14 protein-coding genes are annotated in these 12378 nt (G+C 71.2%); 7 read left to right on the plus strand and 7 right to left on the minus strand.

Annotation, left to right across the window (positions count from 1 at the left end):
- Positions 1-19: 19 nt before the first annotated feature.
- Positions 20-1033: a UDP-glucose 4-epimerase GalE gene (gene galE, locus J3P44_RS00940; protein ID WP_255888353.1), complete on the plus strand. Its 1014-nt coding sequence runs from the start codon at positions 20-22 to the stop codon at positions 1031-1033.
- Positions 1030-1854 carry an N-acetylmuramoyl-L-alanine amidase gene (locus tag J3P44_RS00945; protein ID WP_255888354.1) on the plus strand — a complete coding sequence of 275 codons (825 nt, stop codon included), beginning with the start codon at positions 1030-1032 and terminating at the stop codon, positions 1852-1854. Before galE ends, J3P44_RS00945 begins: the two co-directional genes overlap by 4 nt.
- A gap of 16 nt (positions 1855-1870) precedes the next feature.
- On the opposite strand, the gene J3P44_RS00950 is transcribed toward J3P44_RS00945, so the two are convergent.
- The gene (locus J3P44_RS00950) at positions 1871-2773 is read right to left on the minus strand and encodes a dihydropteroate synthase (RefSeq protein WP_255888355.1); all 903 of its coding nucleotides are present in this window, start codon (positions 2771-2773) and stop codon (positions 1871-1873) included.
- Positions 2774-2790: 17 nt separating this feature from the next.
- Here J3P44_RS00950 and J3P44_RS00955 point away from each other — a divergent pair, with 17 nt between their 5' ends.
- The gene (locus tag J3P44_RS00955; RefSeq protein WP_255888356.1) at positions 2791-3477 is read left to right on the plus strand and encodes a dihydrofolate reductase family protein; all 687 of its coding nucleotides are present in this window, start codon (positions 2791-2793) and stop codon (positions 3475-3477) included.
- Here the strand turns inward: J3P44_RS00955 and J3P44_RS00960 are convergent.
- A complete protein-coding gene (locus J3P44_RS00960) occupies positions 3474-4001 on the minus strand; it encodes a type 1 glutamine amidotransferase domain-containing protein (protein WP_255888357.1) in 528 nt (175 codons plus the stop codon). The genes J3P44_RS00955 and J3P44_RS00960 overlap by 4 nt on opposite strands.
- Positions 4002-4111: 110 nt before the next feature.
- Here J3P44_RS00960 and npdG point away from each other — a divergent pair, with 110 nt between their 5' ends.
- Entirely contained in the window at positions 4112-4777 is a 666-nt protein-coding gene (gene npdG / locus J3P44_RS00965) for an NADPH-dependent F420 reductase (RefSeq protein ID WP_255888358.1), read from the plus strand.
- Between the two features lie 27 nt (positions 4778-4804).
- Here the strand turns inward: npdG and J3P44_RS00970 are convergent, their stop codons facing one another.
- On the minus strand, positions 4805-5965 hold the full coding sequence (locus tag J3P44_RS00970; RefSeq protein ID WP_255888359.1) for an acyl-CoA dehydrogenase family protein: 1161 nt from the start codon (positions 5963-5965) through the stop codon (positions 4805-4807).
- Positions 5966-6074: 109 nt separating this feature from the next.
- Between J3P44_RS00970 and J3P44_RS00975 the strand changes: the two genes are divergently transcribed.
- Positions 6075-6713, plus strand: coding sequence for a hypothetical protein (locus tag J3P44_RS00975; RefSeq protein WP_255888360.1), 639 nt, complete (start codon positions 6075-6077; stop codon positions 6711-6713).
- Positions 6714-6739: 26 nt separating this feature from the next.
- Here the strand turns inward: J3P44_RS00975 and J3P44_RS00980 are convergent, their stop codons facing one another.
- Positions 6740-7804 (minus strand): P-loop NTPase family protein, encoded by a 1065-nt coding sequence (locus J3P44_RS00980; protein ID WP_255888361.1) that lies wholly within the window; start codon positions 7802-7804, stop codon positions 6740-6742.
- Positions 7805-7827: 23 nt separating this feature from the next.
- Here J3P44_RS00980 and J3P44_RS25330 point away from each other — a divergent pair, with 23 nt between their 5' ends.
- The gene (locus tag J3P44_RS25330) at positions 7828-8238 is read left to right on the plus strand and encodes a VanZ family protein (protein ID WP_255888362.1); all 411 of its coding nucleotides are present in this window, start codon (positions 7828-7830) and stop codon (positions 8236-8238) included.
- Here the strand turns inward: J3P44_RS25330 and J3P44_RS25335 are convergent.
- Complete coding sequence (locus J3P44_RS25335; RefSeq protein ID WP_255888363.1) at positions 8213-8497, minus strand: PqqD family protein; 285 nt, start codon at positions 8495-8497, stop codon at positions 8213-8215. The two genes, J3P44_RS25330 and J3P44_RS25335, sit on opposite strands and share 26 nt — an antisense overlap.
- Positions 8494-9351, minus strand: a complete 858-nt coding sequence (locus J3P44_RS00995; RefSeq protein ID WP_255888364.1) for a nucleotidyltransferase family protein — start codon at positions 9349-9351, stop codon at positions 8494-8496. The genes J3P44_RS25335 and J3P44_RS00995 overlap by 4 nt, the downstream gene beginning before the upstream one ends.
- 79 nt (positions 9352-9430) lie before the next feature.
- Here J3P44_RS00995 and J3P44_RS01000 point away from each other — a divergent pair, with 79 nt between their 5' ends.
- Positions 9431-10942: a tyrosine-protein kinase domain-containing protein gene (locus J3P44_RS01000; protein WP_255888365.1), complete on the plus strand. Its 1512-nt coding sequence runs from the start codon at positions 9431-9433 to the stop codon at positions 10940-10942.
- Positions 10943-10964: 22 nt separating this feature from the next.
- Here the strand turns inward: J3P44_RS01000 and J3P44_RS01005 are convergent, their stop codons facing one another.
- Complete coding sequence (locus tag J3P44_RS01005) at positions 10965-12377, minus strand: sugar transferase (protein WP_255888366.1); 1413 nt, start codon at positions 12375-12377, stop codon at positions 10965-10967.
- Position 12378: the final 1 nt, after the last annotated feature.

The raw sequence follows: 12378 nt of genomic DNA on the forward strand, positions 1-12378 counted from the left end.
CAGACCGTAGGCTCGCACCATGAAGATCCTCGTCAGCGGAGGAGCCGGCTACATCGGCTCGCACACCGTCATCCAGCTCGTCGCGGCCGGCTACGAGGTGGTCATCGTCGACAACTTCAGCAATGCCCACCCGACGGTCCTGGGGCGGATGGAGTCGCTGACCGGCACTCGCATCCCTCTGCACTCCTTCGACCTGTGTGACCACGACAAGACCGAGCACCTGTTCGCGTCGGAGCACTTCGACGGGGTCATCCACTTCGCGGGGCACAAGGCGGTCGGGGAGAGCGTCGAGAAGCCCCTCGACTACTACGAGAACAACCTCGGCTCGACGTTCTCGCTCGTGCGTGCCATGCAGCGCTACGACGTCGACAAGCTGGTCTTCTCCTCCAGCGCCACGGTCTACGGCGAGGACCAAGCAGCCGCCACCGAGGACCGGCGGACCTACGCGACCAACCCCTACGGCTGGACCAAGGTGATGCAGGAGCAGATCCTTCGCGACATCGCCGTCGCGGCGCCACAGATGCGGTTCGCCCTGTTGCGCTACTTCAACCCCGTGGGCGCGCACCCGTCGGGGACGATCGGGGAGGACCCCTCGGGCATCCCCAACAACCTGGTGCCGTTCATCGCCCAGGTGGCGGTCGGCAAGCGCGAGAAGCTGATGGTGTTCGGTGACGACTACGACACCGTCGACGGCACCGGAGTGCGCGACTACATCCACGTCGAGGACCTGGCCGCGGGCCACATCGCGGCGCTGGAGGCGCTCGAGGACACCGACACCGCCGTGCACACCTGGAACCTCGGCTCCGGCAAGGGCACGAGTGTGCTCGAGATGCTCCGCGCCTTCGAGAAGGCCGTCGGCCGGCCGATCCCCTACGAGATCGTCCCGCGCCGCGCGGGCGACATCGCGACCTCCTACGCCGACCCGTCGAAGGCCAATGCCGAGCTCGGCTGGAGCACGAGGAAGACCATCGACGACATGTGCGCGGACGTGTGGCGCTGGCAGTCGCAGAACCCCGAGGGGTTCAGCGGGTGATCCCTCGCGCGGTCGCGGGGGTCGCGCTGGTCGCTGCCGGGGTCGTGGTGCCGTCGGTCCACGCGGGCGCTCGAGCGGACCTGTGGCCGCTCGACGACCGGCATGGTGCGGTCCCGGCGTCCACGGGGCTGCCCCAGTCCGCCTCCCTCGACCTGCCGCTCGCCGGGAAGGTCGTGGCGATCGACCCCGGCCACCAGCTCGGCAACCACAACTTCCCCGCGCAGATCAGCCGCCCGGTGCCGGCCGGCGGATTCACCAAGCCGTGCAACACCACGGGCACCTCGACCGACGGCGGCTACCCAGAGGCGACACTCGTGTGGCGGGTCTCGCGACGCGTCGCCGAGCGGCTGCGCGACCTGGGCGCGACCGTACGCCTGACCCGCCACAGCAACCGGCAGGACCGGTGGGGACCGTGCGTCGACGTCCGGGGCCGTGCGGGCAACTCGATCGGCGCTGACCTCAAGCTCTCCGTCCACGCCGACGGGTCGTACGCCGCCGGCGCGCGCGGCTTCCACGTCATCGCCCCGGCCGATCGGGCCCCGTGGACCGACGACATCCACGACGCATCGATGCGCCTCGCGTCCGACGTGAGGTCGGGTCTCCTCGGCAGGCGCTTCGTGGTCGCCAAGTACGTCGCCGGCGGTGACGGGCTGGACGTCCGCTCCGACCTCGGCACCCTCAACCTTTCCGACGTGCCCACGGTGGTGGTCGAGCTCGGCAACATGCGCAGTGCAGCCGAGGCGCGCGTGATGACGTCGCCGCGCGGACGGGCCCGGTATGCCAGGGGGCTGGTCGCGGGAGTCCGCCGCTTCCTGCGCTGAGGCCTGGGCTGAGGGGTCAGCGGACCTCGAGCTCCCCAAGGCCCCGGAGCACCACGCGGAGGTGGGCGACCTCGTGGGTCCGCACCAGGTGGGTGCCGCCGAGGGCCGCGAAGACGCCGTAGAAGCCCTCGGCCTTGCGGAACTCGTCGCCGAAGATGTCGTAGCTGTGGGGCACGGCGTTGCAGACGGGGACGCCGAGCGGTCGGAGCCGGAAACCCTGCGCGAGGACGCGTAACTGGTGCCGTGCCCGGGCGGGCGGGTCGACGAGGTTGCCGTAGTAGAAGCCCATGCCGGGGTCGATGACGATCTTCTGCACACCGAGCGAGCGGGCGTGGGTGATCCGTGGGGCGAAGTGGTCGAGCAGCGCCGGGAGCGGGTCGGTGGCGAGGGGGACGTCGGCGATCTCGCGCACGTTGGCGGTCTCGCCGAAGCACAGCACCACGGCGGCCTCGTAGTCTGCGGCGAGCGCGAGCATCTCGTCCTCGTGCTGGCGTCCGGTCATGTTGAGCACACGAGCGCCGGCGTCGAGGCAGGCGCGGACCACCTCCGGCTCGTAGGTCTCGACGGAGACGACGGCCTCCGAGGCGAGTCCCTTCACGGCCGGCACGAGCGTGGCGATCTGGTCCGCGGCCGGGACGCGAGCGGCTTTCGCGTTGCTCGACTCGGCGCCGAGGTCGATGATCGCGGCGCCCTGGGCCGCCTGGATCCTGCCCATCCGCACGGCATCGGCCGGGCTCGTCGCGACGCTCTCGCGGTAGGTCGAGTCACGCGAGAGGTTGACGCAGCCCATGAGGGTGACCGGTCCGTCGCCGATGACGACCGAACCGCGCGGGCCGTCGAGGACGACCGGCGCCACCGGACTCGCCCACGAGTCGCCATGGGCGTTCTGGAGTGCGGCCAGGTCGGCGAGCGTGATCACAGTGCAACAGTAGGGGCGTGAGCGAACACCTCGAGCTGCAGCGCCTGGCCGATCTCTCCGACGAGGAGCTGGCGGAGGTGTACGCGCCGCCGGCCGAGCCGTGGTTCCGCGTCAACTTCGTGAGCACCGCCGACGGAGCCGCTCAGGGCAGCGACGGCGTCACCAAGAGCATCAACAACGCGCCCGACAAACGCGTCTTCGACGCGCTCCGTGCACGGGCGGACTGCCTCGTCGTGGGAGCCGGCACCCTCCGGGCCGAGGCGTACAAGGTCCCGCGCCTGCCCCTGGTCGTCGTGAGCCGGTCCGCCGGGGTGCCGCCCACGCTGGGGGATGCCCCGCGCGGCCGCATCCTGATGGCGACCGTCGCGTCGGCCGGTGGGCTGGCCGCGGCGCGCGAGCAGCTCGGCGAGGAGAACGTGCTCGTCCTGGGCGAGGACGAGGTCGACCTGGTCGAGCTCAGGACGACGCTCGCGGAGCGGGGCTGGGCCGAGCAGCTGTGCGAGGGCGGACCGGCCCTCTTCGCCGACCTGCTGGCCGCGGGCGTCGTCGACGAGCTGTGCTGGACGGTCGTGCCGACACTGACCGGGGGCGAGGCCCTGCGCATGACCAGGGGCGCCGAGGTCGAGGTCGCGCTGCGTCCCGTCCTGCTGCTGGAGCAGGACGGGACGCTGCTGGGTCGGTGGCTGGTCGAGCGGCCCGACTAGCTCTCGAGCGCGTCCAGCAGGGTCTTCGTGAAGGCGGGGAGGTCGTCAGGCTTGCGGCTGGTGATGAGGTTGCCGTCGACGACGACCTCCTCGTCGACCCACTCGCCGTCGGCGTTGCGGATGTCGGTCTGCAGACTCGGCCAGCTCGTGAGCCGCTTGCCCTGCACCCGGTCGGCCTCGACGAGGGTCCACGGGGCGTGGCAGATGGCCGCGACGGGTTTGCCCGAGTCGACGAAGTCACGGACGAAGGCGACGGCCGTCTCGTCGGTGCGCAGTGCGTCGGGGTTGGCCACGCCCCCGGGCAGGACGAGTGCGTCGTAGTCGGCGACGGCCACGTCGCTCACGCGCCGGTCGATGCGCTGGGTGCTGGACCTGTCGAGGTGCCGGAAGAGCTGGACCTCGCCCTCGTCGAGTGACACGAGGTCGGCCGTGTGGCCGGCATCCACGGCGGCCTGCCACGGCTCCGTCAGCTCGACCTCCTCGACACCCTCGGCAGCGGTCAGGAATGCGATGCGTTTGGACATGCCTCCACCATTGCTCGGGTCCTCGGGTCGGACAACCCCAGGTGGGGGTGTGGTCCACGTCTCGTCGGGCGGCCGGGACGGGGACGTGGGCGTTCGCTAGCGTCGGCCAGATGAGCGACCCCGAGCTGACCTCGCTGACCATCGCCGTGCTCGGCGGCACCGGGCCGCAGGGTCGAGGGCTCGCCCGCCGCTTCGCAGCCGCGGGGCTGGACGTCGTGCTCGGGTCGCGGAGCGCCGAGCGTGCTGCCGAGGCCGCCGCGGCGCTCGCCTCGGCAGGACGGGTGCGTGGTACGTCGAACGCGGAGGCGGCCGCCGCCGGCGACATCGTGCTGGTCGTGGTGCCGTGGGACGGGCACGCCGGGCTGCTCGCGTCGCTGACCGAGGAGCTGGCCGGGAAGATCGTGGTCGACTGCGTGAACCCGCTGGGGTTCGACAAGCAGGGCGCCTTCGCGCTGCCGGTCCCCGAGGGCTCGGCGACCCAGCAGGCGGCCGCCATCCTGACCGGCTCGCGCGTCGTCGGCGCCTTCCACAACGTCAGCGCCGTCCTGCTCGAGGACCCGGACGTCGAGCGGGTGGAGACTGACGTCCTGGTCCTCGGCGACGACCGCGAGGCGACCGACCTGGTCCAGTCGCTGGCGGACGTCGTGCCGGGCATGCGGGGTCTCTACGGCGGGCGGTTGCGCAACGCCCACCAGGTCGAGGCCTTCACCGCCAACCTCATCTCGGTCAACCGGCGCTACAAGGCGCACGCCGGGATGCGGGTCACCGACGTGTGAGAGGTACTGGTTGGGCGGCGCCGAGCGTCAGCCGATCGAGCCGGCGGCGTCCTTCGCCAACGACCGCGAGATGACCATGCGCTGGATCTGGTTGGTGCCCTCGAAGATCTGCATCACCTTCGCCTCGCGCATGTAGCGCTCGACGGGGAAGTCGCGGGTGTAGCCGTAGCCGCCGAGGACCTGGACGGCGTCGGTGGTGACCTTCATGGCGTTGTCGGTGGCGACGAGCTTGGCGATCGAGGCCTCCCGGGAGAACGGCAGTCCGGCGTCCTTGAGGCGCGCGGCGTGGAGCACCGTGGCACGCGCGGACACCACCGCGGCCTCCATGTCGGCCAGCACGAAGGCCAGGCCCTGGTGGTCGATGATCTTCTTCCCGAAGGTCTCGCGCTCGCGGGCGTAGGCCACGGCCGAGTCGAGGGCCCCCTGTGCGAGGCCCACCGCCACTGCTGCGATGCCGAGGCGCCCCGAGTCGAGCCCGGCCAGGGCGATGCGCAGGCCCTCGCCCTCCGCGCCCAGTCGTCGCGAGGCGTCGACGCGTACGTCGTCGAAGCGCATGGTGGCGGTCGCGGAGCCGGTCAGGCCCATCTTGCGCTCCGGCGGATCGGCCGAGAGGCCCTCGGAGTCGGCGGGGACCAGGAAGCAGGAGATCCCGTTGCGTTCGTCCGACGTACGCGCCATCACCTTGTAGAAGTCGGCATGGCCGCCGTGCGTGGTCCAGGCCTTCGCCCCGTTGAGGACGTAGGAGTCGCCGTCGCGGCGAGCGGTCGTACGCATCGCGGCAGGGTCGGAGCCGGCGTGGGCCTCGGAGAGGCAGTAGGCGCCCAGGAGGTCGCCGCTCAGCATGTCCGGGAGCCACTCGGCCCGCTGCTCGTCGGTGCCGAAGGAGGCCAGGCCGAAGCAGGACAGGGCGTGCACGGAGACACCGACGCCGACCGACGACCAGACGGACCCGATCTCCTCCAGCACCTGCAGGTAGACCTCGTAGGGCTGGTCGCCGCCGCCGAACTCCTCGGGGTAGGGCAGGGACAAGAGGCCCGCCTGTCCGAGCAGGGCGAAGACGTCGCGCGGGAAGGTCTCCGTGGCCTCCGCCTCCGCCGACCGGGGTGCGAGCTCCTTGGTGACGATCTCGCGCGTGAGGGCGAGCAGGTCACGGGCCTCGTCGGTGGGGAGCTGGCGGCGCGCGGTCATGGACGGCACGTTACCGGCGAGGTCCGCGAGTCAGCTGAGGGGTAGTCCGTTGGGACCCACTCTTCCCAAGTGGGCTGCGGGAGCTCCCGAGGAGGTCTAACCTGCGCGCGTGGGGACTTCGTGGCTGCCGTGGTCGGCGGCATCGCTGGCGAGCGGTGCCGTGCTCCTGGTGCTGGGTGCCCTCGCGATGCCACCCACCTCCGAGGTCGGCGACGTCATCGTCGCCATCGACCGGCAGGACGCGGCGTGGTTGATGGCCTCGGCGTCGTTCTTCCTCGCGTCCGTGGCGCTCACGATGGGTCTGCCCGCGGTCCTGTTCCTGCTGCCCGCGCGCAGGCACGTCGCGGCCATGGTCGGCATGTGGATCTGGGGGGTCGGCACCATCGGCACCTCGGCACTGGCGGCCTTCCTGATCCTCTTCCGCGCCACGGTGCGCGCCGTCGAGATCTCGCCGGAGGACGTCGAGGAGCTGAGCCGCGACCCGGTGCTGAGCGTGAGCCTGCTCTTCGTCGTCGGGGCCTTCTACCTCGGCGAGCTCGTGGTGGGCGTCGTCCTGCTGCGGTCGGCGGTCGTGCCTCGCTGGATCCCCGCGCTCCTTCTGTTGCACGTGGCCCTTGCCCCCGTCAGTGAGCTCCTGCCGGAGGAGCTGCAGAGCTTCACGGCGATCGTGCTCGGCATCGCCCTGATGGGGATCGCCGTCAAGGCCAGCGAGGCGTGGGCCGGCGCGAAGGCACCTACGCCGCTCTGACGCCCTCCCGGCGAGGCAGGCCAGACTCACGCAGGTCGCTGCACCATCCGCTGGTCGGCCATGAGCTCCAGGGCGTCCGCGACCTTGTCGGCTGCGTCGGGATGGTCGCCCCACAGGGTCTGTGCCCGCGCGACCAGCTCGTCGGCCGTGCGGGGCTGCTCGAGAGCCAGCCAGATGAGCACGCCCAGCCCGGCGAGTGCGTGGACCCCGTCGCCGATCATCAGCACCAGCTCGTCGTCGTACTCCTCCGCGTCCGTCCACGGCGCGCGGGACCACGCGCCGGGGACGGGGTCGCCGGCCGTGCCGGGGTCGAAGGGGTGGTGGGCGTGCCAGGGCGCCGTCCGGGGCTCGCGGTCGAGCAGCCCCACCACGTCCTCGAGCCACCCCGTGAACTCGTGGTACTCCAGCGCCCACACACCGCCGCAGGCATCGATGGTCGAGGCGACCCGATGGATCGGGTGCTCCAGCCGGACGAGGGAGGACGTCTGCTCGACGATCTCGACGATCGCCCGTGGGTCAGGGACAGGAACGAGTCCTTCGTCGCCCGTGCCGCGGTGCAGCAGCACGATCCGGTGGAGGTGTGCGCGGTCCGGGGGGCGGCGGAGCCCGAGGTCGTCGGGGGAGAGGGAGCTCTTGAGGTACGGCGCATCGGGATCGGTGATGACGGACAGCGGCTTCGGGTGGGGGTGAACCTCGAGCGTCTCGTCGATGGAGACGGTCTCGTCCGAGAGGTAGCCGAGCCGGCCCGCGAGCAGGGAGATCGCGGTCGTCTTGCCCGACCCGGACGGGCCGATCACGGCGAGGGTGCGCCCGTCCTCGTCGGCGACGGCACCCGCGTGCAGGTTGAGCCTGCGACCGGCCGTGGCGTCGAGGGCAGCCATCGTGACGCGGCTCGTGACCGCGTAGTCGTGGGCCACCTCGGCCGCGGGGTCGAGCAGCTCGAGGTCGACGACGGTCGAGGCCTCTCGGTCGGTCAGGGCACGGCTCCACTGGCGGCGCAACCGGTCGGCGGCGCTCCCGGTGACCGGGATGCCGACGGCGACCCCGAGGGACTCCACCACCACCTCGGGCGGCTGCCCCTCGTTGCTCACGTCGACCACTCTAGGGTGGGCGCGTGGTCTGGAGGCGTTGGCGCGGTGTCGTGGCCGCAGTTGGCGCCGCCTACCTGCTCGGCCTCGTGGTTGTCGTGGCGAGTCCATGGGGCTGGGAGCTCAACCGTCTGACGGTCGACCTCTACGTGCAGCTGCGCTACGACTGGCCGATCGCTCCGGACTGGGTGTCACCGGAGCACTACGGCGCCCTGCTGAACGTCGTCCTGTTCGTGCCGTTCGGCGCCTTGGCGGTCCTGGTGACCGGTCGGCCGTGGTGGTGGGTCATCCCAGCGGCTGCGCTCGCCTCGGTGGCCATCGAGCTGGCACAGGGGCGGTGGCTCGCCAGGGACGACTCGTCGTGGGACGTCGTCGCCAACACGGCCGGTGCCTTGCTCGGTGCGCTGGCGATCACTCTTCGTGGACGAACCCGATGATGACGAGCTGGTCGACGAGGGTCGCCACGTCATCGCGGATCTCCTCCGGCTCCGCGTCGGTCATCCCGGCCGCGGCAACCGTGATCTCCTCCAGCGTGCCGCCGTCGGCCACTGCCAGCCACACCAGGCACCCGGAGCCCTCGAGGAGGATCGGCGGCCCACCGGGAACCTTGGTGACGTACGCCGTGGGCTCGTCCCCGGGGTCGAGGTCCTGCTCGCTCACCCATGCCACGTCGTCAGCGATCGTGTAGCGCGTCACGAGCCCCTCATCCGTTGCGACAGCTCCGCCGCTGCACGACGCAGCCGGATCACCTGCCTGGCCCGGACCTCGCGGCGCGTGGGGGGCCTGCCCATCTCCATCCTCAGGTGGTCGCGGTTGACCCGCATGGCCGCCGTCACCAGCCCGACCTTGGCTCGGGCCGTCGGGGCAGCAGCCATCCGGGCCCGCCACTCGTCCAACCGGCTTCCGCCATGGATGAAGTAGTGCCACAGCGCATAGGTCGGGTCGTCGCGGTGCAGCTCGAGCTCCCCGATGCCGGCGGCGAGCGCGACCTCGGCGCCCAGCTCGGCGGCGAGCTTGCGTACGTGGTCCTGCTCGCCGGGCTCGGCGTCGCTCCATGCCAGGCCGACGTCGGCCGTGCCGCCCGAGCGCGCCGCGTGCAGGACCAGAATCAGCCGCTGAGCGGTGCGGCCGGGGACCGGGCAGGGTCGGTGGGCGATCGGGTGGAGGACGCTGCCGCGCGCCAGCACCTCGAACGCCTGGTCGGGCTCCAGCGTGATCCCCGGCCAGCTCACGTGCACGTCGACCCAGCCCCAGTCGTCGTGCCACCAGTTGGCTGCATGGGCGAAGACGGATCCGGTCGCGAAGCCGGTGCGCTGCTCCCAGCCGACCGACTCGAGCCCGGCGACGAGCCGGGACAGATGTCCTGGACGCACCAGGACGTCGACGTCGCTCGAGTGCCGACCGGCGGCACGGAGGCCGGGGAGCACGGCCGGCCCCTTGAGGTGCAGGAGGTCGGCGTCGCGGTCGTCGGCCAGCTTCTGCACCACTGCGTGGGCGAGGTGGACGCGGGCGGCGATGGGCGCCGCCCTGCCCTCCCGCTCCTGGCTCATGGGCCCATCGTGCCAGCCTGTGCCGGGCGAGTTGCGCTTTCTGCACGCCCACCGCAGGACACGCCCTAGACTCGCGACCATGACGTTCGGGGACTTCGTCCGGCTGAGCCGCGCCTACGTGTGGGTGCTGATCGGCTGCGCGATCCTCGGCGCCCTGCTGATGGTGGCCAAGACGACCCGCGACCCGGTGCTCTACTCGGCGACGTCGTCCGGCCTGGTCCTGGTCGGCGACGCGACCTCGGCAGCCGAGGATCTGGGCAGCTCCCAGGTGGCCGAGGACAAGGCCGAGCTCTATGCGTTCCTCGTCTCCAAGACCCCGGTGGCGGAGCAGGTGGTCGAGGACCTGGGTATGGACGTGCCGCCCGCGGCGATCGCCGGCCGGTTCTCCGCGTCCGTGAACACCGACGTCAACGCGCTGACGGTCACCGCGATCGGGAGCACACCCGAGGAGGCACGTGACCTGGCCAACGCGGTCGTCGACGCCGTCGTGGTCGTGGCGCAGGAGATCCAGACCGGGGAGACGAGCTCCAGGGGACCCGCCCTGACGCGGATCGTCCCCCTCGAGGAGGCGCAGCTCCCTGGGGCCCCGTTCACCCCCGACTACCCGCGCGCGGCCATCAAGGGGGCACTCGGCGGCCTCGTCCTGGCCTACGCCGTGCTCATCGCCCGCCGCCTCATCGACCGCCGGATCCGCAACGTCGGCCACGTCGAGGAGGCCACCGGGTCGTCCGTGCTCGGCATCATCCCGAAGGAGGAGGCCCTCGGGCGTACCCACCGTGGGGTGCGCGGCGACCTGGGCCGGGCGGCCGAGTCCTTCCGCCAGCTGCGCACCAACCTCCGGTTCGTCGACGTGGACAACGAGCCGAGGCGGATCGTGGTGACCTCCGCGCTGGCCGGTGAGGGCAAGTCCACCGTCTCCGCCAACATCGCCCGGCTGGTCGCCCACGCCGGCACACCCGTGTTGCTGATCGACGCCGACCTGCGCCGACCGATGATCGCCTCGACCTTCGAGATCGACGGTGCCGTCGGGCTCACGCAGGCCCTGGCCGGCGACGTCGACGTCCGGGACGTGATCGTCGAGTCCGGCATGGACAACCTCAGCCTGCTGCCGGCGGGACGCATCCCGCCCAACCCGAGCGAGCTGCTGGGCTCGCTGCGGATGAAGCAGTTCGTCGACGACCTCTCCGCGGACTACCTGGTCATCCTCGACGCGCCGCCGCTCCTTCCGGTCACCGACGCCGGGCTGCTGTCGGCGTTCTGTGACGGGGCCCTGCTGGTGCAGGCGGCCGGCAAGACGCAGATCGAGCAGAGCCAGCAGTGCCGCCGGATCCTCGATCAGGTCGGCAGCCGGCTCCTCGGCGTCGTGCTCAACAAGGCGCCGGTGAAGGGCGCGAGTGCGATCGCCTACGGCGGGGGATACGGCGGCTACGGGGACTACAGCAGCTTCCAGGAGGAGGCCTCGCGCGAGGCGGACTCCACCGCCAGCAGGGGCCGCCGGCGCAAGGCGGCCAAGGCCGACAGGGGCGACAGGGGCGACAACCCGGCCAAGCCCGCCCGGGCTGAGAAGTCGGACAAGGCCGGGAAGCCCTGAGCCGACGGGTCGGCTCAGGGGTTCAGTACGCCCCGCGGCTTGCCAGCACGGCCGTGACGGTGCGCGCCAGGATGAGCAGGTCCTGGACCATCGACCAGTTGTCGACGTAGTAGAGGTCGAGCCGGACCGTGTCCTCCCACGACAGGTCGGAGCGACCGGAGACCTGCCACAGGCCGGTCATGCCGGGCAGCACGTTGAGGCGACGCAGCATGTCGTCCTCGTACTGCTCCACCTCGGACGGCAGCGGCGGTCGGGGGCCGACCAGGCTCATCTCACCGCGCACGACGTTCCAGAGCTGGGGGAGCTCGTCGAGCGAGAAGCGGCGGATGAACCGTCCCGGCCTCGTCACTCGCGGGTCGTTGGGCTCCTTGAAGAGCACGTGGTCGCGACCCTCGAGCTCGGGGAGCCGTTGCTCGGCGTCGATCGACATCGAGCGCAGCTTGAAGCAGGTGAACTCCTTGCCCTCGCGTCCCACCCGGATCTGGCGGAAGAAGATCGGTCCGTGGTCGTCGAGCCTGATCCACAGCATCGCCGCCAGCAGGAGGGGCCACACCAGAGCGAGGATCGTGAGTGCGCCGACGAGGTCGAAGGCGCGCTTGGCGTCGTTGGTCGCCAGCTGGGAGCGGGAGCGTCCCAGGTGCATGAGGGGCAGGCCCGCGACCGGCCGGATCCGCACGCGCTCGCTGGAGACGTCGGTGACGTTGGGAGCGACGATGATCTGCACGTTGGCGTAGTCCTCGAGCTCCCACGCGAGTCGTCGCAGCTGGGTCGAGGAGCTCACCGCGCCGGCGGTGAAGAACACGACGTCGGGTCGATGCTCGTCGACGACAGCCCGGACCTCGTCGATGAACCCGAGGACCGGGATGCCGGTGGAGGTCACCTCCAGCCCGGCGTAGTCATGGGGGATGAGGCAGCCGATCACCCGGTAGCCGAGCCACGACTCGCGGGCCAGCACGGTGTGGATCTCGCCGATGTAGCCGGGGGTGCCGACGAGGAGCACCTTCTCGTTGAAGTGACCGCGCACCCGGAAGCGCTGGATGATGCGGCGCGAGACGAGTCGCCCGATGAGCAGCATGAGCACGCCGATCGGGAACAGCAGGACGAAGAAGCCTCGGGACAGCGGGTACTGCATGAGGAACGCCATGGTGGCGACCAGCGCCCCGGTGAAGAAGGACGCGTTGACGACGAGCTTGAACTCCTCCGTCCCGGCGCCGAAGACGTCGAGCTCGTAGGCGCCGAAGAAGGCGAGCATCACGAGCCACGTCGCGACGAAGAAGCCGCTGGCCAGCACCGAGTTCTCCAGGACGTCGCCGGCCGTGTCGAAGATCGGCAGCGAGACGCGGAACCGGATGGCCAGCGCAGTGGCGGCAGCGATCATCAGCAGGTCGCCGGCTCCCACCAGCCAGGGGAGCAGCTTGACGCCCTCGGGCCGCACC

The sequence above is a fragment of the Nocardioides astragali genome (assembly GCF_024436375.1).
Taxonomy (GTDB): domain Bacteria; phylum Actinomycetota; class Actinomycetes; order Propionibacteriales; family Nocardioidaceae; genus Nocardioides; species Nocardioides astragali.

What these genes read in the sequence shown, in the direction of transcription:
- galE (WP_255888353.1), top strand. Translation starts at nt 20, where the DNA reads ATGAAGATCCTCGTCAGCGGAGGAGCCGGCTACATCGGCTCGCACACC.
- J3P44_RS00960 (WP_255888357.1), bottom strand. Translation starts at nt 4,001, where the DNA reads ATGTCCAAACGCATCGCATTCCTGACCGCTGCCGAGGGTGTCGAGGAG.
- npdG (WP_255888358.1), top strand. Translation starts at nt 4,112, where the DNA reads ATGAGCGACCCCGAGCTGACCTCGCTGACCATCGCCGTGCTCGGCGGC.
- J3P44_RS00970 (WP_255888359.1), bottom strand. Translation starts at nt 5,965, where the DNA reads ATGACCGCGCGCCGCCAGCTCCCCACCGACGAGGCCCGTGACCTGCTC.
- J3P44_RS00995 (WP_255888364.1), bottom strand. Translation starts at nt 9,351, where the DNA reads ATGAGCCAGGAGCGGGAGGGCAGGGCGGCGCCCATCGCCGCCCGCGTC.
- J3P44_RS01000 (WP_255888365.1), top strand. Translation starts at nt 9,431, where the DNA reads ATGACGTTCGGGGACTTCGTCCGGCTGAGCCGCGCCTACGTGTGGGTG.